General features: G+C 73.4%; 27 protein-coding genes. 9 read left to right on the top strand and 18 right to left on the bottom strand.

Annotation, left to right across the window (positions count from 1 at the left end; translation table 11 throughout):
• The first annotated feature begins 62 nt into the window (after window positions 1–62).
• The 3 genes from QNH85_RS17230 to QNH85_RS17220 all read left to right on the top strand — a co-directional run bounded on the left by QNH85_RS17230 (window position 63) and on the right by QNH85_RS17220 (window position 2199).
• Complete coding sequence (locus QNH85_RS17230; protein ID WP_346016339.1) at window positions 63–443, top strand: acetylxylan esterase; 381 nt, start codon at window positions 63–65, stop codon at window positions 441–443.
• 292 nt (window positions 444–735) lie between these two features.
• A complete protein-coding gene (locus tag QNH85_RS17225) occupies window positions 736–1806 on the top strand; it encodes a phosphotransferase enzyme family protein (protein WP_282948367.1) in 1071 nt (356 codons plus the stop codon).
• A 24-nt stretch (window positions 1807–1830) separates the two neighbouring features.
• On the top strand, window positions 1831–2199 hold the full coding sequence (locus tag QNH85_RS17220; RefSeq protein ID WP_282948365.1) for a nucleotide pyrophosphohydrolase: 369 nt from the start codon (window positions 1831–1833) through the stop codon (window positions 2197–2199).
• 4 nt (window positions 2200–2203) lie between these two features.
• Here QNH85_RS17220 and QNH85_RS17215 read toward each other — a convergent pair whose 3' ends face one another.
• A complete protein-coding gene (locus QNH85_RS17215; RefSeq protein WP_282948371.1) occupies window positions 2204–3094 on the bottom strand; it encodes a ribonuclease Z in 891 nt (296 codons plus the stop codon).
• Between the two features lie 141 nt (window positions 3095–3235).
• On the bottom strand, window positions 3236–3688 hold the full coding sequence (locus QNH85_RS17210) for a DUF2809 domain-containing protein (protein WP_282948363.1): 453 nt from the start codon (window positions 3686–3688) through the stop codon (window positions 3236–3238).
• Between the two features lie 105 nt (window positions 3689–3793).
• Here QNH85_RS17210 and QNH85_RS17205 point away from each other — a divergent pair, with 105 nt between their 5' ends.
• Entirely contained in the window at window positions 3794–4276 is a 483-nt protein-coding gene (locus tag QNH85_RS17205) for a hypothetical protein (RefSeq protein ID WP_346016338.1), read from the top strand.
• Between the two features lie 56 nt (window positions 4277–4332).
• Entirely contained in the window at window positions 4333–4908 is a 576-nt protein-coding gene (locus QNH85_RS17200; RefSeq protein WP_282948361.1) for a thermonuclease family protein, read from the top strand.
• A 24-nt stretch (window positions 4909–4932) separates the two neighbouring features.
• Here the strand turns inward: QNH85_RS17200 and QNH85_RS17195 are convergent, their stop codons facing one another.
• The 8 genes from QNH85_RS17195 to QNH85_RS17160 form a co-directional block, all read right to left on the bottom strand.
• On the bottom strand, window positions 4933–6018 hold the full coding sequence (locus QNH85_RS17195) for a hypothetical protein (protein WP_282948359.1): 1086 nt from the start codon (window positions 6016–6018) through the stop codon (window positions 4933–4935).
• On the bottom strand, window positions 6015–6647 hold the full coding sequence (locus QNH85_RS17190) for an ABC transporter ATP-binding protein (protein WP_282948357.1): 633 nt from the start codon (window positions 6645–6647) through the stop codon (window positions 6015–6017). Before QNH85_RS17190 ends, QNH85_RS17195 begins: the two co-directional genes overlap by 4 nt.
• Window positions 6638–7699 carry an efflux RND transporter periplasmic adaptor subunit gene (locus QNH85_RS17185; RefSeq protein ID WP_282948355.1) on the bottom strand — a complete coding sequence of 354 codons (1062 nt, stop codon included), beginning with the start codon at window positions 7697–7699 and terminating at the stop codon, window positions 6638–6640. The genes QNH85_RS17190 and QNH85_RS17185 overlap by 10 nt, the downstream gene beginning before the upstream one ends.
• A 26-nt stretch (window positions 7700–7725) precedes the next feature.
• The gene (locus QNH85_RS17180; protein ID WP_282948354.1) at window positions 7726–8358 is read right to left on the bottom strand and encodes a hypothetical protein; all 633 of its coding nucleotides are present in this window, start codon (window positions 8356–8358) and stop codon (window positions 7726–7728) included.
• Window positions 8318–8683, bottom strand: coding sequence for a hypothetical protein (locus QNH85_RS17175; RefSeq protein ID WP_282948352.1), 366 nt, complete (start codon window positions 8681–8683; stop codon window positions 8318–8320). The genes QNH85_RS17180 and QNH85_RS17175 overlap by 41 nt, the downstream gene beginning before the upstream one ends.
• A 285-nt stretch (window positions 8684–8968) precedes the next feature.
• Window positions 8969–9391 carry a DUF6262 family protein gene (locus QNH85_RS17170; protein ID WP_282948350.1) on the bottom strand — a complete coding sequence of 141 codons (423 nt, stop codon included), beginning with the start codon at window positions 9389–9391 and terminating at the stop codon, window positions 8969–8971.
• Entirely contained in the window at window positions 9391–11562 is a 2172-nt protein-coding gene (locus tag QNH85_RS17165; protein ID WP_282948349.1) for a tyrosine-type recombinase/integrase, read from the bottom strand. The genes QNH85_RS17170 and QNH85_RS17165 overlap by 1 nt, the downstream gene beginning before the upstream one ends.
• Window positions 11559–12653 carry a tyrosine-type recombinase/integrase gene (locus tag QNH85_RS17160; RefSeq protein WP_282948348.1) on the bottom strand — a complete coding sequence of 365 codons (1095 nt, stop codon included), beginning with the start codon at window positions 12651–12653 and terminating at the stop codon, window positions 11559–11561. Before QNH85_RS17160 ends, QNH85_RS17165 begins: the two co-directional genes overlap by 4 nt.
• A 191-nt stretch (window positions 12654–12844) precedes the next feature.
• Between QNH85_RS17160 and QNH85_RS17155 the strand changes: the two genes are divergently transcribed.
• A complete protein-coding gene (locus QNH85_RS17155; RefSeq protein WP_282948347.1) occupies window positions 12845–13129 on the top strand; it encodes an HNH endonuclease family protein in 285 nt (94 codons plus the stop codon).
• A 25-nt stretch (window positions 13130–13154) separates the two neighbouring features.
• On the opposite strand, the gene QNH85_RS17150 is transcribed toward QNH85_RS17155, so the two are convergent.
• Window positions 13155–13898, bottom strand: a complete 744-nt coding sequence (locus tag QNH85_RS17150) for a M50 family metallopeptidase (protein WP_282948345.1) — start codon at window positions 13896–13898, stop codon at window positions 13155–13157.
• Complete coding sequence (locus tag QNH85_RS17145) at window positions 13895–14602, bottom strand: LmeA family phospholipid-binding protein (RefSeq protein ID WP_282948343.1); 708 nt, start codon at window positions 14600–14602, stop codon at window positions 13895–13897. Before QNH85_RS17145 ends, QNH85_RS17150 begins: the two co-directional genes overlap by 4 nt.
• 176 nt (window positions 14603–14778) lie before the next feature.
• Between QNH85_RS17145 and QNH85_RS17140 the strand changes: the two genes are divergently transcribed.
• Window positions 14779–15039, top strand: coding sequence for an antitoxin (locus QNH85_RS17140; RefSeq protein WP_282948341.1), 261 nt, complete (start codon window positions 14779–14781; stop codon window positions 15037–15039).
• 11 nt (window positions 15040–15050) lie between these two features.
• Window positions 15051–16475 carry a glucose-6-phosphate dehydrogenase gene (locus tag QNH85_RS17135; protein ID WP_282948340.1) on the top strand — a complete coding sequence of 475 codons (1425 nt, stop codon included), beginning with the start codon at window positions 15051–15053 and terminating at the stop codon, window positions 16473–16475.
• Between the two features lie 6 nt (window positions 16476–16481).
• On the opposite strand, the gene QNH85_RS17130 is transcribed toward QNH85_RS17135, so the two are convergent.
• A complete protein-coding gene (locus QNH85_RS17130) occupies window positions 16482–19031 on the bottom strand; it encodes an ABC transporter permease (RefSeq protein WP_282948338.1) in 2550 nt (849 codons plus the stop codon).
• Window positions 19031–19819, bottom strand: coding sequence for an ABC transporter ATP-binding protein (locus QNH85_RS17125; protein ID WP_282948336.1), 789 nt, complete (start codon window positions 19817–19819; stop codon window positions 19031–19033). Before QNH85_RS17125 ends, QNH85_RS17130 begins: the two co-directional genes overlap by 1 nt.
• Window positions 19820–20015: 196 nt before the next feature.
• On the opposite strand from QNH85_RS17125, the gene QNH85_RS17120 reads away from it, so the two are divergent.
• On the top strand, window positions 20016–20456 hold the full coding sequence (locus QNH85_RS17120; RefSeq protein ID WP_282948334.1) for a hypothetical protein: 441 nt from the start codon (window positions 20016–20018) through the stop codon (window positions 20454–20456).
• Window positions 20457–20546: 90 nt separating this feature from the next.
• Here QNH85_RS17120 and QNH85_RS17115 read toward each other — a convergent pair whose 3' ends face one another.
• The 4 genes from QNH85_RS17115 to QNH85_RS17100 all read right to left on the bottom strand — a co-directional run bounded on the left by QNH85_RS17115 (window position 20547) and on the right by QNH85_RS17100 (window position 25968).
• Window positions 20547–23621: an AAA family ATPase gene (locus tag QNH85_RS17115; protein ID WP_282948332.1), complete on the bottom strand. Its 3075-nt coding sequence runs from the start codon at window positions 23619–23621 to the stop codon at window positions 20547–20549.
• Complete coding sequence (locus QNH85_RS17110) at window positions 23621–24808, bottom strand: exonuclease SbcCD subunit D (protein ID WP_282948330.1); 1188 nt, start codon at window positions 24806–24808, stop codon at window positions 23621–23623. Before QNH85_RS17110 ends, QNH85_RS17115 begins: the two co-directional genes overlap by 1 nt.
• A 143-nt stretch (window positions 24809–24951) precedes the next feature.
• Window positions 24952–25299 (bottom strand): STAS domain-containing protein, encoded by a 348-nt coding sequence (locus tag QNH85_RS17105; protein ID WP_282948328.1) that lies wholly within the window; start codon window positions 25297–25299, stop codon window positions 24952–24954.
• 153 nt (window positions 25300–25452) lie between these two features.
• A complete protein-coding gene (locus QNH85_RS17100; protein ID WP_213282169.1) occupies window positions 25453–25968 on the bottom strand; it encodes an aminoacyl-tRNA deacylase in 516 nt (171 codons plus the stop codon).
• Window positions 25969–25975 lie beyond the last annotated feature (7 nt).

Below are 25975 nucleotides of genomic sequence, written 5' to 3'. Positions count from 1 at the left end.
GGGAACCTGCTGCTCGACGGCGACGCGCTCACGGTCATCGACTTCGACGACTCCGGGTTCTCCTGGTTCGTGCTCGACCTCGCCGCGCACCTGTCGTACGTCGAGCACCTGCCCGACGCGCCCGCGCCATCGGGATCACCGACAGCCACCCGTTCGCGGAGGTCCGGGAGTACCTCGCCGTCCACCGCAGCCACGAGGAGCAGGTGCTGCGCACGCTGTCCTACGTCGACGGGGTGGCGTTCGCGCGCCGCGGCACCGCGCCCGCCCGGTTCACGGTCGCGCTCATGGACACGATCGTGCCGCCGTCCACCGTGGTCGCCGCCCACCACGCCTGGGCCGGGCCGAAGGAGCTCCGCACCTGGCGCTGGAACGGCCACGAGTCCGGCGGGCCCGAGGAGCACGCCGAGGCCATCGCGTACGTCGCGACCGCGCTGGGGGCGTAGCCGCGGGCGCGGTGCGACGCGCGCGGGCGCCGACGCGCGCGGGCGCCGAGTGGAACGTCCGGACGGACACGCACCCGGCGTGTCGGGTCGAACGCTCCACTCGACCGCGCGGGGCCGGGGGCGGCGCGCGCGGCAGCCAGGGCACGGGCGTGTTTCCGCGACGTAGCCTCCGCCGCGCGGGGTAACACCTGCGTGAACTCCCGCCCGGCGTCCTTGTGGCCGGCGACGGCGCCCGCCGAGACTCGGCTCGGGCCGACGGTCCGGCAGCGACGCGACACCCCGGGGGGCACCTGTGACGACCGACGACCCGACCGGGAGCACCGGTCTCGCAGACCCGGACCCGCCGTCCGGCCGGCTGCCGGTCGGCGCCCCGGCGCCCCGGTGGCTGCACGCGGCGCTCTGCGCGGCCTGGGGCTGGGACCCGGCGCGCACGGCGATCGCCCTGATGGCGCTGTCCCACAACGCGACGTTCCGGGTGGCGGTCGACGGGACGACCGTCGCGGTGACCCGGGTCGCGCTGCCCGCCTACATGGAGGACACCGCGTCGGTGGAGTCCGAGGTGGCGTGGATGGCCGCGCTGGCGTCGTCCGGCACGGTGCGGGTCCCGACCACCGTGGCGCCGGTCGACGGCCGGGCGGTGGCGATGGTCGCCGGCGAGGACGAGCGGCACTGGGTGTGCCTCACCTGGGCGTACGTCCCCGGGCAGCCGCTCGACGACGTCCTGCCGGGCGCCGCGGACCCCGCCGGGTGGCACCGGCGGGTCGGCACCACCGCGGCCCTGCTGCACGAGCACGCGCTGGGCTTCCACCGGCCCCGCGACTTCGTGCGGCCCACGTGGGAGCCCGCCGACCTGGTCGGGCCCGACAGCCGGTGGGGGCCGTGGGAGGCGGCGTGCCTGCCGCCGGCGGACCTCGCGCTGCTGCGCCGGGCACGGGACGCCGCCCTCGACGCGCTGCACGACGCCTCCCGCGCCCCCGACGCCTGGGGCCTGGTGCACGCGGACCTGAGGCCCGGGAACCTGCTGCTCGACGGCGACGCGCTCACGGTCATCGACTTCGACGACTCCGGGTTCTCCTGGTTCGTGCTCGACCTCGCCGCGCACCTGTCGTACGTCGAGCACCTGCCCGACGCGCCCGCGCGCGCCCAGGCGTGGGTCGCGGGCTACCAGGACGTGCGCCCGCTGACCAGCCACGACGCGCGCACGGCCTGCGCGCTGTCCCTGCTCCGGCGGCTGCAGCTGCTCGGCCGGACCGTCACCGACCCCCGCGGCGGGCCGTCCGGTCCGCTCCGGGCCGAGCAGCCGGCCGGGACCGTCCTGGTCGCGGAGCAGTACCTGCGGTCCCCCACGTGGCTGCTGCGGTGAGGCGGCACGTGCCACGCTGGGCCGATGACCGACCAGTCCCCCGGGCCCGGTGACCTCGCCCGCCTCACCGCCCTGATCCGCGAGTTCAGCAAGGAGCGCGACTGGGAGCAGTTCCACGACCCGAAGTCCCTCGTCCTGGCGCTCGTCGGGGAGGTCGGGGAGCTCGCCGAGCTCGTGCAGTGGCTGCCCGCGGGCGACGCCGTCCAGCACTTCGCGGACCCCGACCGGCACCACCGCGCGGGCGAGGAGATCGCCGACGTGCTCGTCTACCTGCTGCGGCTCGCCGACGTCCTCGGCGTGGACGTGCTGCAGGCGACGCTGGACAAGCAGGCCGAAGCGCGCCGCCGGTTCCCGGCGGACTCCGTGCGGGGCGTCGCGCCGCGCAAGGACTGACGCCTCAGGGCGTCGCGCGACGCCGCGGCAGCGCGATGCGGTCGAGGTCGCGCGCCAGCCGCACGGTCGCCGCGCCCGCGGTCGCCCGGGCCTGCACCGCCAGCGGCTCCAGGTCCTCGTACCGGCCCGAGAAGTGCGTGAGCACCAGCGCCCGCGCGCCGGCCCCGGCCGCCAGCGCACCCGCCTGGCCCGCCGTCAGGTGCAGGTGCTCCGCCGCCAGCGCCGCGTCCTCGTCGGCGAACGTGCACTCCGCCAGCAGCAGGTCCGCGCCGTCCGCGAGCGCCTCCGCCCCCGCGCACGGCGCCGTGTCCATCACGACGGCCACCCGCTGCCCGCGGCGGGGCACGCTGACGTCCGCGAGCCGCACCCGCCCGGACCGCCCGGTCCGCTGCAGCTCCCCGACCGCCGGGCCGGCGATCCCCGCCGCAGCCAGCCGGTCCGGCAGGAGCGTGCGCCCGTCCGGCTCGACCAGCCGGTAGCCGAACGCCGCGACCCGGTGCCGCAGCGGCTCCACGACCAGGCCGTCCGCGACCGGCCCGGCTTCCGCGTGCGGGTGCAGCCGCAGGTCCAGGCCCGGCGTCGCCAGCCCCACGAGCGCCCGGACGACCGACTCACCCTCCGCCGGGTAGTGCAGGTCCACGGGGTGCTGCACCCCGTCCAGCACCATCCGCGACAGGACACCCGGCAGCCCGTAGCAGTGGTCGCCGTGCACGTGCGTCAGGCAGATCCGCGTGATCCCGCTCGGGGCGACGCCCGCGAACGTCATCTGGCGCTGCGTGCCCTCGCCCGGGTCGAACAGCAGGCCCGCGCCGTCCCAGCGGAGCAGGTAGCCGTTGTGGTTGCGCGACCGGGTCGGCACCTGGGAGGCCGTCCCGAGGACGACGAGCTCGCGCACCACGGGCCCAGTGTGGCGCGGGGTCGGGCGCCGGCGCCCGGCAACCGCTCGTCCACGCAGCACCGAACCACCCTCAGGCGGGACACGGGTGCCTCGTCCCCAGGTCCTGACGCGGCGCGGGACGGCGGCCGACGGGCGCGGTCAGGCTCGGGCACGGGCGGCACGCCGGGTGCCGCCCCACCACCGGGAGGCGAGCGTGACGAGCCCGGACGTGAGCAGCACCCCCGCGGCGTACCAGAGCAGGTCGGTCGCGACGAACGTCGTGCCCAGCAGGTACCGCAGCGGCGCCCAGGCCCGGACGGCGGCGGCCGGCCCCCCGGTCGCCTGCGCCGCCTCGACCGCCCAGCACAGCCCGACCGCGATCACCGCCTGGGTTCGGCGTCGCAGCCCGGGCCACGCCAGCCGGACCAGCAGCAGCACCAGCGCCGCGTACAGCGCGTCCCCCAGGGCGTCCCCGACCGGGCCGGAACCGGAGCGGGCGGACGCGAGCCCCGCCGCCACGACGAGCCCGCCCGCCGCCGCGGTGCTGCCCCACGGACGCCGGACGCGCGGTCGGGTCGCCGTCGCCTGCGCGGCGGTGCTCTGCCTGGTCATGTCGCCTCCGCACGCCACCGTAGACAGGCGCTGCGGGGGCCGGGCGACGCGCCGGGCCGCGCGGGGAGGAGGTGCTGTGTCGGTGCGGTGTGCGACCGTTCCGCGGTGACCCGCTCGACCTCCCGCACCCGACGTCCGTCCTCCGGAACCGGGAGCCGCGGGCGCCGCATCGGGTGGGCGTGGCTGGTGCTCGTGGTGTCGGTGGCGCTCGGGGCCGGGCTGCCCGTGTGGTCGCAGGCACGCGAGTCGGCCCGGTTCCCGGTGACCTCGGCGGACCTGGACCGGGCGCGCACGGAGCTCGACGCGCTCCCCGTGAAGGGCCGCGCGCCGAAGACCGGGTACTCCCGCGAGGAGTTCGGGCCCGCGTGGGCCGACGTCGACCGGAACGGGTGCGACACCCGCAACGACGTGCTCGCCCGCGACCTCACGGACGTGGTGCTCGAGGAGGGCACCCACGACTGCGTCGTCCTGGCCGGGACGCTCGCCGACCCGTTCGGCGGGGAGACCATCGCCTTCGAGCGCGGCCCCCGCAGCGCGGACGTGCAGATCGACCACGTCTTATCCGTGCCCGTAACTGCCGCGACGTAGATATTACCAGTTCAGTGCGTGATCGGCATGCCGTCGACACGATGGGAGCATGCCCTGTGAGACGTCTCTTCTCGTCCGTCGCCGTGCTTGTCGTCCTTGTCGGTGGGTACCTCCTCTTCGGTGAGGACTGGCCGCAGGACGCACCAGCGCCATCGCCGAGTACCGCTGCGGGGTTGACTCGGCCCCCGGAAGCGGAGGGCCCGTTCCAGGTCGCCCGGGTCGTCGACGGGGACACCGCGCGCGTGCTGATCAATGGAGTGTCAGTGTCCGTGCGACTCATCGGGATCGATACCCCGGAGACGAAGAGCGCGCAGAAGCCCGTGCAGTGCTTCGGACCTGGGGCAAGCGCTCGAGCGAGCGAACTCCTCGACGGAGCCACTGTTTGGCTCGAGTACGACCCAAGGCAAGGACGCACCGACCGGTACGACCGAGCTCTGGCGTTCGTGTGGGTCGACCAGGTTCTTGTAAACGACACCCTCGTCCGTGAGGGATTCGCGCACGAGTACACGTACGACGGCGCCTACACGTACCAGGCGACCTTCGTCGATGCCGAAGCAGATGCCGCGTCGCAGGCGAGGGGCTTGTGGGCGGCGGACACATGTGCAGGCGATACCGAGCAGGCTGCCGGCTAGCGCCGACTCAAACTCCTCCGCGATTCAGCGACCCTTGACCGCGTCCATGATCGAGTGCCGCGAGTTCGCTACGTACCCGATCGGCAGGGCGAGCCACACCGCGGCCGGGAGCGCGAAGGCGACAGCGAGCTGAACATGAAGAGGGAACTCCACCTGCTGTGCGATCGCCGACGTCCCGACAACGACAGCGGCACCCACCGCGGCGGGGAGTGAGAACCACATCGCGAGTTGAAGGGCGCAAGCGACGACCACGCCGAGACGACTCAGTCCGAGTGAGCGATACAGCGCGAACTCGGCGCGTTGCGCCCACAGCCACCCCGACGCGGTAGCGGCGAGCGCGACGCAAGTCGTAGCCGACAGTAGCCACGCCATCACGGAAAGATCGCCTGCAGTGCCGTCGGTCGTGTCCTGCGCCATCGGCGTGACGACGGCGGGGGCGGAGAGGGGAAACCAACCTGTGAGCAAGCTCTCGAGGGACTCCGCGTGTCCAGCGTCCGCTGACACAACACACGTCTCGAGCGAGCCAGCGGGTGCCGCGGAGATCAACACCCGGCGGTCGACCTCCGGGACCCGGAGCGACGCGGTGGGTGCACGCTGGATAAGAACTGAGATCTCCCCGGACGCGAGGGTGGCTCCGTCACTCAGACCCATCGCCGTGGCGAGGTCGGTGCCGATGACAGCTGACGTCCGTTGCGCATGAGCGCTCAGGCCCGGATAGACCACCGCTGGATATCGGGGCGTGACGGTCTCGATGTAGACGAAGTCATCGGGCTGGGTCTGCGTGTTCGAGCGCCGGACGCTGAGCACACCACCCGCGGCGTCGACGCCTGTGACGGAATTCAGCGCGTCGCATCGAGCAGCCGAGATCTCGCCTCGCACTTGGGAGGCGACCACGTAGGTCGCGGACCCCTGCGCGATCTGCTGGTCCCAGGCGGTCTGCACCTGGGAGGCGCCGTAGTTCATCGCTAGGACGCCGCCTGCCCCGAGCACGCATGCGAACATCGCGCACGCGAACGTCGCGACAGGCTGGGTGCGTAATCTGCGTGCCACCTCGTCGAAGATCAGGGCAAGCGGGAAGCCGAGCTTCCGGCGTCGCCGGGTCGTGGTCATCTGGTGGGAGCCGCACTTGCTGTTCGCACGATGCCGTCGTGCATGACCCACAAGGTGTCCGCGAGCTCGGTGACAAGCCGGTCGTGGGTGGCGACGAGGACCACTGCTCCGGCATCACGCGCCACGACAAGCGCGTGGAGGACCAGATCGCGCGAGGCCGGGTCAAGCGACGCGGTGGGTTCATCGGCGATCAGTGCGGGGCTGTCGGCGACCAGTGCGCGCGCCACCGCGAGGCGCTGTCGTTCGCCGCCTGACAGCGCGTACGCGGGTGATCCGGCCAAACGCTCCATTCCGAGCGCGTCGAGCGCGCGCATGGAACGTGTTCGGGCTTCATCGTGGTCCGCGCCCCGTGACAACGTTCCGAGCGCCACGTTGTCAAGGACAGACCGTCGCAGTAGGACCGGCGAGTTCTGCGCGACCCATGCAACGCCAAGATCCGCCGGATCGCGCGTGACCTTGCCCTCGTCGGGGTCGGCGAATCCGCCAAGGATGCCCAGGAGTGTGGACTTGCCCGACCCTGACGGCCCCGACAGCACGCTTAGTGAGCCAGCGGCTGCCGTCACGCTCACGTCGTTGACTACGGCGCGGCCGGCGTACCGCTTCACGACGTGCGATGCCTCTATCTGCACGATCGACGCTCCGTCGCAGGGTCGACTACCACCGTCGTGCCGGTGGTCAGTTCGGGGCCGCGGACGATCACCCGACCAGAGTCGGAGGCAAGGACGTCGACGGGGATGGCGTCTCCACCGGTCGCGGCGGCGACGCACGTGCGGCCGTCGGGTACCGAGAAGACCGCGGCAGCAGGCAGGACGAACTCATCGGCGGCGGGAGGGCGCGCCAGCTGGGCGTTGACGAACCGAGCTCCCGGTTCGGCCAGACTGGCAAGCACGGGCAGCGACTCTGGGGCGATGGTGCTGCGGTCGGGCGCGAGGAGCAGCTCCTGCTGTGCGACCACCACGGTGGAACCTTCGTCCACCGCCAATGTGGGAAGCGTGCTCGCTGCCGTCCCGTCCTCGTCGGTCGGGTCGGCGTCGGGGTCGCTGTCGTCGACCTCGGGTGCGACATGTCCGGCACGGAGGTCGGGACGCAGCTCGATGAAGTCCGGGTCGTTCGCAGTTGCTGCCTGTCCGGCCTGGGCGGCCACCGTCGCGACCACCGAAGAGTCGCTCGGAAGCCGCACCACCCATGACGGATCGAACGCTGTGGTCGTCGCGGGTGCGGGGACCCCGAGATGCGCGGCGAGCTGGCGCACACCGACTTGAGTGAGCCTGGTGAATCGTTCGCCGGAGGGTGCCTCGAAACCGAGCCGAGCCAGCATGGAGTTGAGCTGCCCCACGTCGGTGCCGGTCGCGTCAGTGGACAGCGGTCGGTAGAACGCCGAGTCGAGTCGGACGCCGATGCGAGAGATGCCGTCGACGCGCGCGAGCACGACACCCTCGGTGAGCGTGTCGCCAGGTGCGACGTCGACTGAGGTGAAGGTGCCGGCCCACGCTGGCGCCACGACGCGTGCGTCGGTGGCCCATTCCAGGGCTATGGCCGCCTGCGTGAGCATCGGCGCGTCATTGGGTTCTGCAATGACCATCACCGGAGCGGGCTCGGTGATGCTCTGCCGCGACACGAAGACCCAAGCGCCGGCGATGAGGAGGATTGGCAGGAGCATCGAGAGCGTCAGCAAGGTCACGATCACGATCGTCGAGCTCTTCCGCATCAGTATCCGATGCCGTAGTACTCGACCTCGGGGTAGACCTCTGACATCGCCGACCCGATGCACTCGAACGCGGTGGTGCGCCGCCCGGCGTCGTCGTCCTCGGGATCGCCCGCGAAATCAGGCATCGACGTCGCTTCCGGGAACGGCCCGTAACCCGCCTCCTCCATGCAGGTGTTAACAGGAGCGATGAGCGGAGTGGACATGACCTGCTCGTGAGTAGCGACGTAGTACACCTCAACAGAGGCGACATTCCCGTCCATGCAGGCCGTCACCGCTTCGTCGGTTCCCACCGGGGCGCCCTCGGTGTTGGCGTAGTACGAGTACCGTAGGTTGTCGACAGGGTTGAGCTGAGGCTCCGACATTGACAACCCGAGGTCACTGATGCAGCGGCGCGCGTTCTCGATGGCGGCCTCATAGTCCGCGCTATCGACGACCCCGTCTTCAAGAAGGTCGGCGGCCTGATCATGTCCGGCGGCGCGCTGTTCTTTAGCCGCGGCGAGGATGTCTTTCTGGATCGGCTGCGCCGCCCCGTCGCCGCCAGAACAGGCAGTGATCGCGAGCAGGGCGGCACAGCTGACGATCGCGAGCGAACTACGTGACATTGGAGATGTTTCCCCAGAGGTGGCGGCCACCGAGGGCGTCCGAACGCCACGCCCCGACGTTGGTGACGAACGAGTTGCTGTAGTTCGCCGAGACGGTGATCCCGCTGTACCGCGGGGCGGCCCCGTACTGCGGACGGGTCAGCACGCAGGTGCTCGTGTTGGGGCCCGTCGAGGTGTAGACGGTGTTGCTGCCGTTCGGGCTGCTGCTACCGAGGTAGCTGCCCGAGCAGCGCGTCGGCGCCTCGTTCCACAGGGACGATCCGTAGGCGAACGACGGAGCCGCCCCCATGGCGAGGATGCCGGCGACAAGCCCGGCGACGATGCCACCTCGCCGGGTGACTTTGCGCAATCTCATCTGGTTGCCTTCCCCCTCATGCTCCTTGGCCTGTTCCGACCAAGGAGCGTGACTTACTCGGCGATGATAATCACCGAGCAGCCGGCAGTAAAGTGTCGGATGACTTCCCGACAGGACCGACGTGATTTCACGATGGCCTCTCCGAGGACCGCCTGTCCGGGCTTTTGATAACAACTTGATAACGTTGACTGACGGGGTGCCACCTCGGGGGTGAGACCGGCCAGGCGCCGCACATCGCTCACGCGACAGGTCACGATGCTCATGTGGCATGCGAAGCCCCGGGGTCTACTGCTCGCTCGGGTCGACGTGGTGCCCAGACGCAGCGAGCCGTCGTCGCAGCGCGAGGTTCTCGCCATGTGCCACTGCAAGTGCCGCGTTGAGCCGTTGAATCTCAGCTTCGTAGTGCTCCTTCGTGCGCTTCATGCGGCCCGCCAGCGCAGTCATCGGAGCGTCCCCTGCGTCCGGATCGTTGCCCGGGCTCGGTGCCGGGGCATTGGGCGTGGGCCGTTGGGTTCGCAGCGCCTCGATCCTCGACCGCAGAGCAGGACGGGAGTACAAGAAGTCGGTGGAGACGCCCGCTTCGCGCGCCACCGCGACAAACGAGACGGGCATCCCCGTGCGCCGCATCCGCTGCAGCGCGTCGAGGGTGCGCTGCAGGGCGTCGCTCGACCGCTTCGCCGCGGCCTCTGCCAGGTGCTCCCTGCTCATCAGGCCACGTCCGGCTGGTCGTTCGCGGCCATGCCCCGAACCACCGCCGGTGCCGCATCCGGGCGCACCTTCAGCTGGTCGAGCGTGATCAGGACCTTCCGGAGCGCCCCCTGCTCCTTGCGCCGTTCAGCGAGCCAGACGTTGTCCTCGGGCATGTCTTCCCCGTACCGCTGGGCGAACGCCGCGCATCGGTGCTCGACGAGCCGGTCCGTCGCGATGAGCTGGCGTTCCAGGTCGGGGCGGTGGGACTCGTCCGTCGCCCAGTCGCCACAGGTCAGACACGCGTTGCCCTTGCCGCAGAACTGCCCGGGCGCGAGCATGCACCAGCCGTTGGGCAGGATCCGGTCTGCGCGCTGGGACAAGTGCATGAGGTCGAACAGGTCACCGGGGTCGACGTCGATCTGGCGGCCGTCGGCCTTGATCTTGCGGTAGCGGAGGAACTCGGCCTCGGCGGTCTCGGACACCGTCTGGGCGTAGTGCATGGTCATGGCGACAGTGATGTGGTCGAAGTACCGCATGACGACGTGCAGCGGGACGCCGGCGTTGAGGAGGCTCGTGGCCTTCGTGTGGCGGAAGTTGTGGGTCTTCGAGATCGAGACCGGCCGCCCCGTCGAGTCCTTGATCCCCATCAGCTCGGACAGCGCGCTCATGCGCAGGTTGAACGTCGCTGACGAGTACGGCGCCTCGCCGTGACTGTTCTGCATGAGTCGCAGGAACAGGTACGGCGGGTCCCGCTCGATCCCACGCGCCCGCATCAGCTCGCGCACGTGCAGCTGCTGCGCACGGATGATCTTCACGACCTCCGCGTTCACGGGGATGCTTGGTTCAGTGCTGTTCTCGATCTTGGTGCGCTGGTATCGCATCCGGGCGACCAGCGCGGTGTCGTCACCCTCGGTGACTTCGGGTCCGGCGATGAGCGGGGTCAGCGGGTCGAAGTCCATCATGAGGATCTCGTTGACGCGCCGGCCGGTGGCGATCAGCAACGCCAGGATGTGTAGCGCCTGCAGGTCACCCAGCCCGCCCTCGTCCCGGGGCTTGGCTAGGAGTTCCATCCCTACCGCGATCCGCGACAGGACGTCGTCCTCGAGGATCCTGTCCGGAGTGGGGAGCTTGTTGCGCCCACGCGGCTTGTCCTCGAGACGGAACGGCACCGTGTACGTCGCGTCAAGTCGCCCCCAGCGTTCGTCACTGAGGACCTTGGCGGCGCGGTGACGGTTGTCGTACATGAACCGGTAGAACTGCTCGACGGTCGTGATGGCCTGCGCTCGGACGGTCTTGCCGAGTGGCTTCCCCTTCGTCGACCCGTGCGTGACGACGTGCGACTTGAGCATGGCCGCCATCGCGATGAAGAACTCTCGCCGGAGGTCGTGGTCCTCGATCAAGAGAGGCCCGTCGGTGTCCTTCGAGGCATCCAGTGCGCGCTGGAACCACTTGAGACCATCGAGCCGGATTTTGAGCGACGTCCACGTGTACGTCTCCGTGATGAGCGCCTGCGACAGCCACCACTTGGCCGCCTCGCGCAACCAGTCCGTCGTCAGATGTGAGAAGTTGACGACGTTGCGGCCCATCGGCTCGTGCGCGCGCCGCGGGATCCGCGGATCGAGAACGGGGTTCCACACGTCGAGCTCCCACCAGGGACCGCTGTGGTACGCGTAGCAGAGGGTGTCCTGCCACCGGCTGAGGGTCTTGCTGCCGACGAGCGGGACCGACCGAGCCAGCGTCGCCCCATCACGCATCGCTGCCAGACGCGCCAGGCGTACCCACTCATCGACGGGCATCGACAGCAGCGACGCTGCGGGCATGCCGTTCGGCTCATCGGCGGTCACCCGCCGAACGATCTGCACCGCGGCCGCATAGGCCGGCGGGCTGACGGTCCGTCCCAACTGCACTTCCCGGAACGTCAGCCACGCCAGTTCCTGGCTGATGGTTCGCGGAACTCCGGTGAAGTTCAGTGCGGAGGTCGTCCAGGGACCCCCAGCACTCACTTCTGCCACGAATGGGCGGTACCGGTCGGGCATCGTGCGCTTGTCGAACCGTTCCCGTTGGCACTCCTCGGGCAACGACTCCCACAACGACTGGGTGATCGAGGGGTCGAACAGTTCGGCGATCGCGAGGTGCGGGTCTCGACGGTCGAGCCTCCGCGGCGCGGGCAGCGAGCGTGTGCGGCTCATGCTGCACCCGCCCATCCGTCAGTGAGGGCGGTCCAGTTCCCGAGCGCGGCCAGTTCAGCGTCCTCTGTCACGTGTGCGTACTTCCTCTGAGTGGTCTGCACGTCCTTGTGTCCGAGGCGCCGGGACACGACGTGCGGCGGTGTTCCGGAGAGCAGCAGTGCGGTGGCGTGCGTGTGGCGGAACCAGTGCGGCGACATCGCCTGGGGCAGTCCGATGCCTGCCGCCTTCACCGACCGCAGGTGCCCGTAGATCGACTCTGTCCGCATGGGCGCGAACATCGGCTCACGGAGCACGTTCACGAACACGTACGACGATCCCCAGTCCTTGATGTGGAGGTCGGCGCCTCGCTCGCACAGCCACCAGACGTAGTCGCCGTACAGGCGGTCGAGTCGCGACCCGATGTGCACGACGCGAGGGCCGCTCTTGAGGCGCTGGTCGTGGGGGTGTTCGCTCGGCTCGAACGACACGCTCGCTGTGCCGCCGCGCCCCGGGCTCCAGTCGCCGTGACGCAGCGACAGCGCCTCGCCGATCCGCGCGCCAGTCTCTGCGAGCAGCGACCACAGCAGCCGGTACCGCAGGTCCCCGACCCATTCCTGGGTGCGGACGTTCCAGGTCGCTTCGTGATCGAGCAGCGCGGTGATCTGCGCCGGAGACAGGACCGGCGGAAGCTTGTTCGGGACGGTCAGCCGTACACGCGACCGCACGTACCCGGACTTCGCCGCCAAGTGCTCGAAGAACGGCAGGTACGGTCCGGGACGTCGCTGCACAACGTCGTACAGGTCGCTCGACACCCGCACTCCATTCGCCGCGTGGTACCGGTACATCGACATGACGGCCCGCACCCGGGTCGCGACGGTGGACATCGGGGCGCGCGGCGCCCTGTCCGCGATGACCGTCACCCCGGACTCGACCGTGTCGGTTCGCAGAGCGTGCAGGTACTGCCCGAAGTGCTCCAGTCGTACGTCGTCCCAGCTCACCGAACGGTGCTCGAGGAACGACCACCACAGCGCCAACGACCGGGCATACGAGCGAACCGTGTTCGGGGAGTACTCCATCAGACGCAGGTACTCCAGGTACTGCTCTGCCGGCATGACGACCCGGTGGTCGGCGCCAATCACCGTCCACGTCGGATGCCGGCCGAGATCGACTCGCTGCGTACGACTCGACACTCTTCCTCCCCTCCTAGACTCCTACGGATTACAGCACCGCTCGCACATCCGAGGGGCTAGTTCGCGCCGTGTCACCCGTATGGACGGCACGCCGGGACCGCCCCGGATAACACGTGGTGCCGCTCTCGGACGCCTGGCAGAAGGGCGCCCAGCAGTGGGACGCCGAGAAGCGCCGTCAGTTCGCGAACGACCCGGCGAACCTGCTCGCCGTCGACGGCTCGCTCAACTCCGCGAAGGGCGACGGGGACGCGGCGACGTGGCTGCCGCCGAGCACCGGGTACCGGTGCGCGTACGTCGTCCGGCAGGTCCGCGTGAAGGCGGCCTACGGGCTGTGGGTGACGCAGGCCGAGCACGACGCGATGGACCGGCAGCTGGACCGGTGCGTCGTCGCGGAGTGACCCGTGCGCGGGCCGTGCCGCGGCGTCAGAGCAGCGGCCGGTCCAGGATCCACGAGCCGCCGAGCACCAGCGCCCCGCCGCACACGAGCAGGAACGCGCACACCCAGAACCCGCCGGGCAGCGGTGTCAGCCGGCCGAGGATGTCCGCGTCCGACGTCCCCCGCCCGCGCGCCCGCCGCCGCTGGGACTGCATCTCCAGCACGGCGCGCGGCGACCCGAGCAGCAGGTACCAGGTGACCGCGTACGCGACGGCGACCTGCACCGGCTCGGATCCCCACCAGGTCACGCCGACCAGGACCACGCCCGTGACGAGCACCGCCCACAGCCCGTACCAGTTCCGGATCTGCACCAGCAGCAGCGCCAGGGCGAGCACCAGCGCCCACAGCAGGCCGACCGCGTACCCGCGCCCGAGCAGCCAGGCAGCACCGAGCCCGAGCACCGCGGGCCCGACGTAGCCGGCGAAGGCCGTCGCGACCATGCCCGGCCCGCGCGGCCTGCCGACCGAGACGGTGAGGCCGGAGGTGTCGGAGTGCACGCGGATCCCGGACAGCCGCCGCCCGGACAGCACGGCGACGAGTCCGTGCGCCGCCTCGTGCACGATCGTCAGCACGTGCCGCGACAGGTGCCAGAGCCAGGGCACCACCAGGCACACGAGGGCGAACGCGAGCGTGCCGAGCACCACCGCCTGGCCCGGGGCGGGCTGGACCGTCGTCGCGCGGTCCCAGATCTCCCCCGGCAGTGCCCGCAGCGTGTCGCCGAGGCCCGTCACAGCTGGTCGACGGTGACGTCGTCGAGCTCGACCACGAGGTGCAGGCCGTCGGCCTCGACGGTCGCTCCCGTGATCTGCGCGCCGGCCGGCATCTGGTCGGCGACGTCGAACTCGGTGAACCGGGAGGCGAGGCCGTCGGGGAGCAGCGAGGCGTCGATGCTGAGGCCGGCCAGGGAGGCGCTGGTCACCGCGGCCGTGAGCCCCTCGGCGCCCGCGGGCGCCACCGTGAGCGCGACGGACGCGGGGACCCCCGCCGCCGCGCCGCCCGCGACCAGCGTCTCGCCGTCGACCGTGAGCGTGAGGTCCCAGCCGGTCCGCTCCCGCAGCAGGCTCTCGAGCGCCGCGGTCGGGACCGTCGCGGTGGCGACGACGTGCTCCGCCCCGCGCGGCTCCTGCACGGCGACGCCCGTGGCCGTCACGTCCAGGTCGACGACGGACAGGCCCTGCACCGTGGCGGTGGGGGCGGTCATCCGGACGTCGTCGAGGGTGCCGCCGAGCACCTGCGTGAGGAACGGGAAGCCCTCGATGCTGACGTCGAGGTCGGACGCCGAGAGCTTCGAGCGCACGGCGTCCGCGGCGACGTCCTGCGCGATCGAGTGCGTCACGCGGTCGGCGAGCAGCGCGCCGCCCACCAGCACCACGACCGCGATGACGGATCCGACGAGGCAGCCGACGCGGCGGCGGGAGGTGCGGGTGCGGGTCACGCCCCGAGGGTACGAGGCGGGCGAGCGCGGGGGGCCGGAACCGCGCGGCGTCCGCAGGACCTTCACCCCGGGGACCCACGGCAGGTGCGTGGTGGGAGGGTGCGGCACCGGTTGCGGCTCCCCGGACCCCGACGTTGACTCGATCCGGGACACGACCTTCGACGACGGGAGCGGACATGGGCATCGGGGACTTCGTCGACAAGGCCAAGCGGGCCGTCGCCGGGCGCGAGGACCAGATCGCGGGCGCGATCGACAAGGCCGCGGGGGTCGCCAAGACGCGGACCTCGGCGTCGACCGACCGGAAGATCGACCAGGCGAGCAGCAAGGCCCGGGACTTCCTCGAGAAGCAGAAGCACGCGGGTGGCTCCGGTCACCCGCCGGCGGGGCCGGCCGACCCGACCGGCCCGGCCCACCCGGCCGACCCGTCGGCGCGCTGAGGCGGAGCCGGATGACCACCACCACGACCCCCGACGACCGCCCCGTCCTCCTGGTGCTGCACGGTGCCCGCGGGGACCTGGCGCAGCGGATGGTCTACCCGGGCATCGCCCAGCTGGCCCGGCGCGGGCTGCTGCCGGAGCACTGGCTGCTGATCGGCACCGGCCGCAAGCCGGTGGACGACGGCGAGTTCGCGGAGCTGGTCCGTGACTCCCTCACCGAGCACGGCGACGCGGACCACGCGGACGCCCTCGACGGGCACCTGCGGTACGCCGCGACGTTCACCGAGGACGACCCGGGCGAGCTGGTCGACGCGATCTGCAGCGCGCGCCAGGAGCTCGCCCAGGCGGCGGCCGACGACGGCGAGGTCTCCGTCGTGCACTACCTCGCGGTCCCGCCGTCGGCGTTCGCCCCGACCACGCGGGCGCTGCGCGCTCACGGCCTGGCCGACGGGGTGCGGGTCGTCTACGAGAAGCCGTACGGCACGTCCCCCGAGTCGTTCGACGAGCTCGACGCGCTCGTGCACGAGGTGCTCGACGAGGACCAGGTGTTCCGGATCGACCACTTCCTCGGCAAGGAGGCGACGCAGAACCTGCACGTGCTGCGGTTCGCCAACGAGCTGTTCGGCGGGGTGTGGAACCGCCGGCACGTCGCCCAGGTGCAGGTCGACGTGCCGGAGACGCTCGACGTCGCGGACCGCGCGGACTTCTACGACGAGACCGGCGCGGCGCTGGACATGCTGGTGACGCACCTGTTCCAGGTGGCGGCGGAGGTCGCGATGGAGCCGCCGGCCCGGATGGACGCCGCGCACCTCGCGGCGGCCCGCGAGAAGGTCATCGGCTCGTTCCGCCCGCTGGACCCCGAGAACGACGTGGTGCTGGGCCAGTTCGAGGGGTACCGGGACATCGACGGGATCGCGGACGACTCGACGACGGACACGTTCGTCGCGGCCCGGCTGTGGATCGACAACGACCGATGGCGCGACGTGCCGTTCCTGCTGCGGACCGGCAAGCGGATGGCGGCGTCGGGCCAGCGGGTCACGCTGGTGCTGAAGACGCCCGACGAGCTGTTCGGCGAGCCGACCGGGCCCGGCCGGATCAGCGTCTCGCTGGCGGGCGACGGCGGGATCGACATCACGACGACGGTGAAGCAGCCCGGGCCGGACCTGCGCCTGGCCACCGGTACCGCGTCGCTGGCGCTCGACGACGTGTCGCCCGGCGAGCCGCTGCCGCCGTACGCCTCGCTGCTGCACGACGTCCTGGCCGGCGACCGCACGCTGTTCACCACGCCGGGGGGCCTGCGGGCGGCGTGGGCGGCGTTCGCCCCGCTGCTGGGCCCCGGCCGGCCGGAGGCGGAGCCGTACGAGCCGGGGACGTGGGGGCCCGCCCGGGCCGACGCGCTGGCCGGCCCGGACGGGTGGGTGCTGGGTCGGGACTGACGCCCGTCACTCGTAGCTGACGGCGTCCAGCACCCGCATCCGCGCCGCCCGTGTGGCCGGCCAGAGTGCGGCCAGCACCCCGACGACGACCGCGAGCACCAGCATCCCGCCGAGGCTGCCCCACGGGATCACCAGCTCGGACAGACCCTCCTCGGCGTACACGGTCGGCAGCGCGGAGGCGAGGCCGACCCCGACCACGAGCCCGACGACCGTCCCGAACACCGCGGTCAGCACGGACTCGACCATCACCGTCCCGGCGAGCTGCACGCGCCCGAGGCCGACGGCCCGCAGCAGCCCGATCTCCCGGGTCCGCTCGATGACGGACAGCGCCAGCGTGTTCACGATGCCCAGCACCGCGATGACGACGGACAGCCCGAGCAGCGCGTACAGGATGACCAGCACCTGGTTCACCTGGTCCGCGAGGTTCGACACGAACTCGTCCTGCGTGAGCACCGAGACGACCACGTAGGGCGCGACCGCCGCGGTGACGTCGTCCTGCAGGTCGGTGGTCGTGACACCGTCCGCGGCGCTGACCAGGACGGTGTCGACCGTCTGCTGCTCCGGGGGCGCGAGCGTGTCGAGGACGTCCTGCGCGACCACCACCGCCGAGCCCAGCACGTTGCTGGAGAACACCGCGCCGATGGTGAGGTCCTGCGGCCCGGTCGTGGACGCGACCGTCAGCGTGTCGCCGACCGCCCAGCCGTTCGCGTCGGCGGCCGCCTCCTGCACCCCCGCCCGGCCGTCGCCGAGCGTGGCGAGGTCGCCGTCGATCGTCTCGGCGTCGACGGACCGGCCGAACAGGTCCTCCGGCACGCCGGCCACGTACTGCAGGGCGGCGTCGTCCCCGTCCGGCTCGTCGGCGCCCACGGACAGCGGCGCGAACGCGATGGCGTCCGACGTCCCGACCTCCGGGAGCGCCTCGACGTCCGCCACGGCACCGGCAGGGATCTGGAAGGTCGCGGACTGGAGCACCAGGTCGGCGTGGGTCTGCGACTCGACGACGCCCGCCACGGACTGCTGCGCGGACACCGCGATCACCGACACGCCGCCGACGAGCGCCATGCCGATCATGAGCGCACCGGCCGTGTTGGCCGTCCGGCGCGGGTTGCGGACCACGTTCCCGCGGGCCAGGCGCCCGACGGGCCGGATCAGGCGGACGAACGGCCACGCCAGCACGCCGATCACGCTGCGCGCGAGGCTCGGCGCGAGCATCAGCGCCCCGACCAGGACGGCGCCCGCGCCCGCGCCCAGCGCGGTCCCGGCCTGCTCGGCCTCCGGGTTCAGCACCGCCGCGAGCACCCCCGCGACGCCCGCACCGGCGACGACCAGGCCGAGCACCGCGCGGACCCGCATGGACCGCTCCGGCACGGTGACGTCGTCCCGCATGGCCTCGACCGGCGGGACCAGCGCCGCGCGCCGGGCGGGGACGGCCGCGGCCAGCACGCTGACGAGCGTGCCGACCACGAGGGAGACCCCGATGGTCGCGGCGTCGACGGGGATGTCACCGGCGAGGTCCATGCCCATCGCCTCGAACACGGCCTTGAGCCCCTGCACGAGGCCCAGCCCGCCGGCGATCCCGATCGCGGAGCCGAGCAGCCCCACGACGGCCGCCTGCACGAGGATCGACGCGAACACCTGCGCCGGGGACGCGCCGACCGCCCGCAGCAGGGCGAACTCCCGCATCCGCTGCCGCACGGACATCGCGAACGTGTTGGAGATGATGAACGCCCCGACGAACAGCGCGATCGCGGCGAAGACCAGCAGGAACGTCGTGACGAAGCCGAGCATGTCGTCGATCGCGGCCTTGTTGTCCTCGCGGAGCTCCGCACCCGTGACGGCCTGCAGGTCGCCCGTGGCGAACGGCTCCAGGCGCTCGACGAGCTGCTCGGGCGTGGTCCCGTCCGCGGCGTACAGCGCGATGTCCGCGACGCCGCCGTCCGGGGCGAACAGCGTGAACCCGGTGTCCTCGTCGACCAGCACGATCGTCGCGCCCGCCATCGGGCCGCCCAGGTCGATCCGGCCCACGATCTCGACGTCGGTGACCTGCCCGGCGAGCACGGCCGTGGTGGTGTCGCCGATCGCCAGGCCCGACGACTCGAGCGTGGCCGTCTCCAGCGCGACCTCGCCCGCGCGCTCGGGGCCGCGGCCCTCCGCGACGTCGATCGACGGGTCGTCCGGCACCCACGGGAACGCGAAGCTCGGCGCCTGGGTGCTCTGCACCGCCGTGCCGTCGGCCCCCACGAGGACGATCGACCCCTGGGCCTCGGGGATCGCGTGCGCGACCCCGTCGAGGTCGGCGATCTCGGCGGCCAGCTCGCGCGGGACGGTCCCGGTGACCGCGGCGTCCTCCACCACCGAGGCCCCGTCCGCGGGCTGCGGACGGAGGTAGGCGTCGGCCGGCGCCGCGGCGTCGACGATGCCGTCGAACGTGCTCGACATCATCGTCCGCAGCGAGAAGGTGCCGGCGACGAACGCCACGCCCAGCGCCACGGCCAGCAGCGACAGCACGAAGCGGACCAGGTGCGCGCGGATCCCGCGCAGCGCGACGCGGCCCATCAGACGACCGCGCCGTCGGCGACGTGCGCCCCCACCGGCGCCGCGGGGACCGGGCGCAGCGCGGCGAGCGCCGCGAGGACGGTGTCGGGCGTCGGGTCGGTGATCTCCCCGACCAGGCGCCCGTCCGCGAGGAACAGCACCCGGTGGGCGTAGGAGGCCGCGGTGGGGTCGTGCGTCACCATGACGACGGACTGCCCGAGGTCGTCGACGGACCGGCGCAGGAAGCCGAGCACCTCGCCCGACGACGTGGAGTCGAGGTTCCCCGTCGGCTCGTCGGCGAACACGACCGCGGGACGGGACACGAGCGCCCGGGCGCACGCGACGCGCTGCTGCTGGCCACCGGACAGCTCGGCCGGCTTGTGGTCGAGACGGTCCGCCAGGCCCACGGCCTGCACGACCGCGTCCAGGTGCGCGCGGTCGACGGGCCGGCGCGCGATGTCGAGCGGCAGCGTGATGTTCTCCAGCGCCGTCAGGGTCGGCACCAGGTTGAACGCCTGGAACACGAACCCGAGCCGGTCGCGGCGCAGGCGGGTCAGCTGGCGCTCGTTCATCTGCCCGACCTGCAGCCCGTCCACGACCACGGAGCCGGAGTCGACGCGGTCGAGGCCCGCCATGCAGTGCATGAGGGTCGACTTGCCCGACCCGGACGGCCCCATGATCGCGGTGAGCTCGCCCCGGCCGAAGTCGACGTCCACCCCCGCCAGCGCGCGCACCGCGGTGTCGCCCTTGCCGTACGTCTTGACCAGGCCGCGGGCGCTGGCGATCGGTGTGGCGTCGTCGCTGGTCATGGTGTCCTGTTCCTTCGTGTCGAGTGGTGGCCGGTCGATCGTCCCGCCGCGCGGGACGCCACCGGCATCCGTGAGCACCCTGGTCGGTCCCTGATCCGACCCCGGGGCCGAAGGTCCCTCACCCTGACCCGGAGACCGGTCCCGGAGTGTGGCGTGCGTCACACCGCGGATCTAGTCTGGTGCACGAGGTGCTCCGATGGCGTGGTCGCTGCTGATCTGGATGGTGCTACCGGCGTTCACCTTCGCCGCCCTGCTGCGACTCGCCCCGGGCGCCGAGGTGTCGCCACGGCGGCGCGCGGCCCGGGAGCGGCGCCGGGCGCGCGTGGCCGGGGTGCTCGACCGGGTGGCCTCGCGGGTCCGCCACGGGAGCCACACGCCGCCGGCGCCCGACCCGTTCGACGCCCTGCACGTGCAGATGCGGCTGGGCATCGTGGCGGACCACTTGCAGCGGCTGGAGGAGGACCGGCACGCGTGGGCGCGGGCGGAGCGGATCATCGCGAGCCAGCTGGCGTACGACGCGCTGCTGGCGGACGCGTGCAAGCTCGCCGGCGTGGAGGTGCTGCCGCGGGCGAAGGGCGACCCGTGGGAGCGGATGCGCGAGGAGGTCGAGCTCGCCGCCCGCGGCTGGACGTGGTGAGCCCGCGGGGGACGTGGTGCGCCCGCGGCGGGGCGCGGTGCGCCCGCGGCGGCGCGCGGTGAGCCCGCGGCGGGACGGTGACGGGCGGCGTCAGCCCGCGACGACGGTCAGGGTGCTCGAACCGTCCCCGCGCCGCCGGACCTCGATCCGCTCGGCGACCGCCTGCTTGAGCGCCTCCACGTGCGAGACGACGCCGACGACCCGGCCGCCCGCCCGGAGCCGGCCGAGCTCGGCGAGCACCGCGTCGAGCGTGTGCGGGTCGAGCGTGCCGAACCCCTCGTCGATGAACAGGGTGCCGAGCTCGACGCCGCCCGCCTCGGCGGTGACGACGTCCGCCATGCCGAGCGCCAGGCACAGCGAGACGTAGAAGGTCTCGCCGCCCGACAGCGTGCGCGGGTCGCGGGCGGAGCCGGTGGTGTGGTCGACGACCCGCATGGCCAGGCCGGTCCGCCGGGTGCTGACGTCCTCGCGCTCGTCGCTCCGCTCGAGCTCGTACCGGCCGTCGGACATCACGCGGAGCCGGTCGTTGGCCGCCGCCACGACGTCCTCGAACCGCCGGACCAGGACGTACGTGGCCAGCGAGAGCGCGCGGGCGTTGTCGGCGTCCGCCCCTCCGGCGAGCCGGGCCATCCGGGTCACCGGTGCGGCGTCGGCCTCCGCCGCAGCGAGGGCGGCGGCCGACGCGGTCACGTGCGCGGCGGCCTCGGTCGCGCGCTCGACCCGGTCCCGCACGGACCCGAGGGCGGCCCCGGCGGTGTCGGCGGCGGCGAGCGCCTCGGTCACCTCGGCGTCGAGCTCTGCGGCGTGGGCGGTGAGCTCGTCGGGGTCCGCGGCCGCGAGGTCGGCGAGCTCGGGGTCGCGCAGCCCGTCCTCGACCCGCGCGACCGCCGTCCGGTAGGCCTCCACGGTGCGCTCGACCGCCGCGACGTCGCCGGTCTCGGCGATCGCCGCGCGCGCGCCGTCCTCGTCGGCGAAGCCGTGCTCGTCGAGCACGTCCGCGAGCTCCGCGGAGCGCCCGGTGACGGACGCCGCCGCCTGCGCGTACCGGGCGAGCGCGTCGGTCACGGAGTCCGCCGCGTCGACGCGCGCCTGCTCGGCACCCTGCCGCGCGAGCACGGTGGGGTGGTCCTCCCGGGCCGCCTCGACCTCCTCGTGGTCGCGTGCCAGGTCCTGCTCGGCACGGTCCAGGGCGTGGCCGGCGGCGGCGTGCTCCTCGGCGACCGCGGCGCGGGTGGCCCGCAGCTCCTCGGTGTCGCGGTCGTGCGCGGCGAGGTCCCGGCGGAGCCGGTCCCGGGCGGTCGCGGCCGCCTCCGCCTCCGCGAGCGCGGCGCGACGCTCCTGCACGGCGGTGCGGGCGACGTCCTCCTGCCCGGCTGCGAGCCCGCCGGTCCGCTCCCGCAGCGCGGCGCACCGCTCGGTGAGGGCGACGACGCGTGCGTCGCGGTCCCGCACCGCCTCCTCCGCGGCGCGCCGGCGGTCCTCCGCGGCGGCGACGTGCGCCTCGTCGACGTGGTCCGCGTGCAGCGCGGCTGGCCGCGGGTGCTCGGTGCCCCCGCAGACCGGGCACGGGTCGCCGGAGGTCAGGCCGGCCGCGAGCTCGCCGGCGAAGCCGTCCAGGCGGGCGGTGCGCAGCCGCGCCTCCTCCTGCACGGCGGCGACGGCCGCGGCCGCTGCCTCGCCCCGGGCAGCCTCCGCCCGGGTGAGCTGGTCGTGCGCCGCGGCGAGGTCGCGCACGGCGGCGAGCACGGCCTCGGCGTCCGCGAGCTCGTGCGCGCGTGCCGGCGCGGTGGCGGCCAGGTCGGTCGCGGCCTCGAGGGCGTCGGCGAGGGCGGTGCGGCCGTCGGGGCGGGCGGCGAGCAGCTCGTCCGCCTCGGCCATCGTGGCGGCGCGCGCCGCCTGGACGCCCCGCAGCCGCTCCACCTCCGCGCGCCGGCGGGCGAGGCCCTGCTCCAGGTCGACGACCCGCCGGAGCGTGGCGACCAGGGCGGCGCTGGCGGCCCGGACCGCGGACAGGACCGTGGGCAGCGCCGGGTCGGCGAGCGCGGCGTCGACGTCCCGCGGGGCGAGGCCGGCCGGTGCGGCGTCGAGCGCCGCGCGCAGCTCCTTCTCCGTCCCCGCGAGCGCGGCGCGCGCGTCGTCGAGCCCGCGCAGCACCGGGCGGACGACCGCGGCACGGCGGGCGCGGTCCAGCCCGGCGACGTCGGCGGCGTGCGCGTCGGCACCGGCCGCCAGCCGGTCCTGCTCGGCGACGAGGGCGACCCGGCGCCGCACCAGCCGCAGCCGGCCCGTCGCCTCGTCCGAGGCGGCCCTCGCGGCAGCGGCCCGGTCGGCGGCGTCCCGCGCGGCGGAGCGCGCCGTGCCGTACTCGGCGCGGAGCACCTCCAGGCGGGCCTCGACGAGCGCGCCCAGCCCGGCCGGGTCGTCGGCGGCGGCCCCCCGCAGCGCGGCGGCCGTCTCGTCGTCCGCACCGGACGCCCCGGCGAACCGGGCGGTGCACTCCTGCACGCCCGCGCGCGCGTCGGCGAGGCCGCGCTGGGCCTCGCGGCGCATCTCGTCGAGCCGCTGCTGGACCCGCTCGTACACCTCGGTGCCGAAGATCCGCTGGAGCAGCCCGCGGCGCCGCTCGGGGTCGGCGCGCAGGAACGAGGCGAACTCGCCCTGCGGGAGCACCATGGTCTGGGTGAGCTGCGCGCGGTCGAGGCCGACGATCCGGGTCAGCTCGGCACCGGCCTCGTCCAGGCGGGTGGTCATCAGCTCGCCGGCCGGCTCCGCACCCTCGGCCGCGGGTGCCTCGGGTGCCGCCGTCAGCCGCCACAGCTTCACGGTCGCCTGCTGCCGCGCGCGTCCGGTGCCGCGGCGCTTGGCGCGCTCGTACGCCGGCGTCCGCCGGACCCGGTAGACGCCGGAGCCGGTCTCGAAGACCAGCTCCACCACGGTCTCGGTGTCGTCCGCGGCGAACGCCGAGCGCAGGCGGTCCTCGCTGGCCGCGGCCGACGCCACCTTCCCGTACAGGGCGAACACGATCGCGTCGATCACCGTGGACTTGCCCGCGCCGGTCGGCCCCTCCAGGAGGAAGAGGCCGCCCGCGGAGAGGGCGGCGAAGTCGACCGTGTGCCGGCCCGCGAACGGGCCGACGGCCTGCAGCGTGAGCGAGTGCAGCCGCATCAGGCGCTCCGCTCCGCGGCGGCGACGTGCTCGTACGCCTGCCGCAGCACCGCGGCCTCCGCGTCCGTGGGCCGGCTGCCGCTGACGTGCGCGACGAACTCCGCCGCGACCTCCAGCGGGTCGCGCGCGGCGGTGACCTCGGCCGCACGGGCGCCGGCGTCCTGCACCGGCGGCTGGTGCTGCACGACGAGGGCGTGCGGGAACCGGGCCCGCACGCGGCGGTACAGGTCGGCGGGACGGTGCGCGTCGGTCACCGTGACCCGCACCCAGTCGTCCAGGTGCGGCTCCCCCGCGGCTCCCAGCAGGTCGTCGAGCGCGCCCGCGAGGTCGGTCATCCGGCGGGGCACCGGCGCCGGCACCAGGCGCACCTCGGCCGGGCCCGACGCGCCGAGCTGCACCAGCGCGGTCGACTTCGTGTGCCGCGCCTCCGAGAACGAGTACGCGAGCGGCGACCCGGAGTACCGCAGGACGGTCGGCGCCCCGGCGTCGCCCACGCGCTGCGGGCCGTGCAGGTGCCCGAGCGCGACGTAGTCGACGCCGTCGAACACCGCCGCGGGGGCGTGGTCCACACCGCCGACGCGGATGTCCCGCTCGGACTCCGTCGCGGCGCCCCCGACGACGAAGGCGTGGGCCAGGACGACGGAGCGCGGCACGGGCCGGCCGGCGGCGGCCGACGCGTCCCGGCGGGTGGCCAGGTCGGCCCGCACCCGGTCCATCGCCGTGCCCAGGACGGCGGCGTGCGACCGGGCGAGCGGCTCGTCGCCGTCCGCGAGCGTGTGCCGGGCCGCGTCGGGGTCGAGGTAGGGCAGGCCGTACACCAGCACGTCGGCGCCCTCGCCGGGCAGCACCACCGGCCGGCCGACGTCCTGCGGGCGGGCGAGCACGCGCACCCGGTCCTGCATGAGGTCGGCGCCGAACCCGAGCCGGATCGCGGAGTCGTGGTTGCCCGGCGTCACGACGACCACCGCGTGCTCCGCCAGCCGCCGGAGCGCGTCCGACAGCTGCGCGACGGCCTCGACCGGCGGGATCGCCCGGTCGTAGACGTCGCCCGCCACCAGCACCGCGTCCACCCGCTCGTCGCGGACGACCTCGACCAGGTGGTCGAGGAACGCCTGCTGGTGCGCCGTCAGGTCGACGCCGTGCAGGGTGCGACCGAGGTGCCAGTCGGAGGTGTGGAGCAGCCGCATGCCCCGAACGTAGCCGCCGGCACCGACATCACCCCGCAGCGCCCGCGTCGCCTGTGGACGAGCGGCGTGGCGCCCGCCGGTGGTCGTCTCGGCACCCGCACCCGCACCCGCACCCGCACCTCCGGCGGCGGCCGGCCCGGGCGTCAGGCGATCGCGCGCTCGGGCTCCAGCTCGAGCTCCCCCGCCATCCCGAGCATGTCGAGCTTCTCCAGCACCTCGCGGTGCGGGTCGCGCAGCGTCAGGGGCTGCCCCGTCTCCGTCGCCGCCAGGTGCAGCTGCAGGACGAACGCCAGGCCCGAGGAGTCGATGAACGTCACCCCGGTCGTGTCCACCACGATCGGCGCGGTGCTCGCGAGCGCCTGCGCCATCGAGCTGCTGGCCTCGGCCCGCAGCGCGCCGTCGACCTCGCCCCACAACCGGACCACGGTGCGTCCCTGCACGGCGGTCACGTCGATCCCCCCGACAGGGGTGGGATCCTCGGTCAGGTCCATCGGTCCTCGTCTTCGTCGTCGTTCGTGGGGCCGCGGAGATCATGGACCGTCCGCGCCCGCCCCGCACCCGCGGGCGTCGTCCTCATCTGCGTCAACGCGACGCCCGCCGTCATCGTTCCCCCACCGCGCGGGGCGCTTTCCGGGGCGGGGAGGTCACTCCCCGGCGTCGGGCACCGGCTCCGTGACGTCCGCCACGGTCGCGCCCAGCGCCCGTACGAGGTCGTCCCCGTCGACGGTCGCGCCGACGCCGTGCCCCCCGCCGCCGATCGACGCGGGCCGCCCCGGGACGCGGGAGTCCGCGACGACCGGCCACGCGCGCAGCGACCCGAAGGGCGTGATGGTGCCCCGCTCGTAGCCGGTGACCTCCTTGGCCGTCGCCGCGTCGGGCATCGACATGCGGCTCACGCCGAGCAGCGTCCGCAGCTTCGGCCACGAGATGGTCCGGTCCCCCGGCACGAGCACGAACAGGTAGTCGTCGTCCCCGCGGCGCACCACCAGGGTCTTGACGATGCCCGACGGGTCGATGCCGCGGGCGGCGGCGGCCTCGGCGAGGGACCGGGCGGGCCCGTGCCGCACGATCCGGTACGCGATACCGGCGTCCTCCAGGGCCTGCGCCGCGCGCTGCTCACCCTCCGTGGGCGGCACCGCGCCGTCGTCCGTGCTCGTCATGCCCGCC

The organism is Cellulomonas endometrii (assembly GCF_949769265.1).
Lineage (GTDB): Bacteria > Actinomycetota > Actinomycetes > Actinomycetales > Cellulomonadaceae > Cellulomonas > Cellulomonas endometrii.
The sequence above is the reverse complement of the archived record's forward strand: the minus strand, read 5'-3'. Positions and strand labels throughout refer to the sequence as shown.

Bases quoted from the DNA above. Each gene is read 5' to 3' on its own strand.
- QNH85_RS17140 (WP_282948341.1), top strand. From the start codon at position 14,779: ATGGGCATCGGGGACTTCGTCGACAAGGCCAAGCGGGCCGTCGCCGGG.
- QNH85_RS17210 (WP_282948363.1), bottom strand. From the start codon at position 3,688: ATGACCAGGCAGAGCACCGCCGCGCAGGCGACGGCGACCCGACCGCGC.
- QNH85_RS17195 (WP_282948359.1), bottom strand. From the start codon at position 6,018: ATGACCACGACCCGGCGACGCCGGAAGCTCGGCTTCCCGCTTGCCCTG.
- QNH85_RS17220 (WP_282948365.1), top strand. From the start codon at position 1,831: ATGACCGACCAGTCCCCCGGGCCCGGTGACCTCGCCCGCCTCACCGCC.
- QNH85_RS17105 (WP_282948328.1), bottom strand. From the start codon at position 25,299: ATGGACCTGACCGAGGATCCCACCCCTGTCGGGGGGATCGACGTGACC.
- QNH85_RS17125 (WP_282948336.1), bottom strand. From the start codon at position 19,819: ATGACCAGCGACGACGCCACACCGATCGCCAGCGCCCGCGGCCTGGTC.
- QNH85_RS17110 (WP_282948330.1), bottom strand. From the start codon at position 24,808: ATGCGGCTGCTCCACACCTCCGACTGGCACCTCGGTCGCACCCTGCAC.
- QNH85_RS17100 (WP_213282169.1), bottom strand. From the start codon at position 25,968: ATGACGAGCACGGACGACGGCGCGGTGCCGCCCACGGAGGGTGAGCAG.
- QNH85_RS17135 (WP_282948340.1), top strand. From the start codon at position 15,051: ATGACCACCACCACGACCCCCGACGACCGCCCCGTCCTCCTGGTGCTG.
- QNH85_RS17120 (WP_282948334.1), top strand. From the start codon at position 20,016: ATGGCGTGGTCGCTGCTGATCTGGATGGTGCTACCGGCGTTCACCTTC.
- QNH85_RS17170 (WP_282948350.1), bottom strand. From the start codon at position 9,391: ATGAGCAGGGAGCACCTGGCAGAGGCCGCGGCGAAGCGGTCGAGCGAC.
- QNH85_RS17175 (WP_282948352.1), bottom strand. From the start codon at position 8,683: ATGAGATTGCGCAAAGTCACCCGGCGAGGTGGCATCGTCGCCGGGCTT.
- QNH85_RS17165 (WP_282948349.1), bottom strand. From the start codon at position 11,562: ATGAGCCGCACACGCTCGCTGCCCGCGCCGCGGAGGCTCGACCGTCGA.
- QNH85_RS17115 (WP_282948332.1), bottom strand. From the start codon at position 23,621: ATGCGGCTGCACTCGCTCACGCTGCAGGCCGTCGGCCCGTTCGCGGGC.
- QNH85_RS17130 (WP_282948338.1), bottom strand. From the start codon at position 19,031: ATGGGCCGCGTCGCGCTGCGCGGGATCCGCGCGCACCTGGTCCGCTTC.
- QNH85_RS17160 (WP_282948348.1), bottom strand. From the start codon at position 12,653: ATGCCGGCAGAGCAGTACCTGGAGTACCTGCGTCTGATGGAGTACTCC.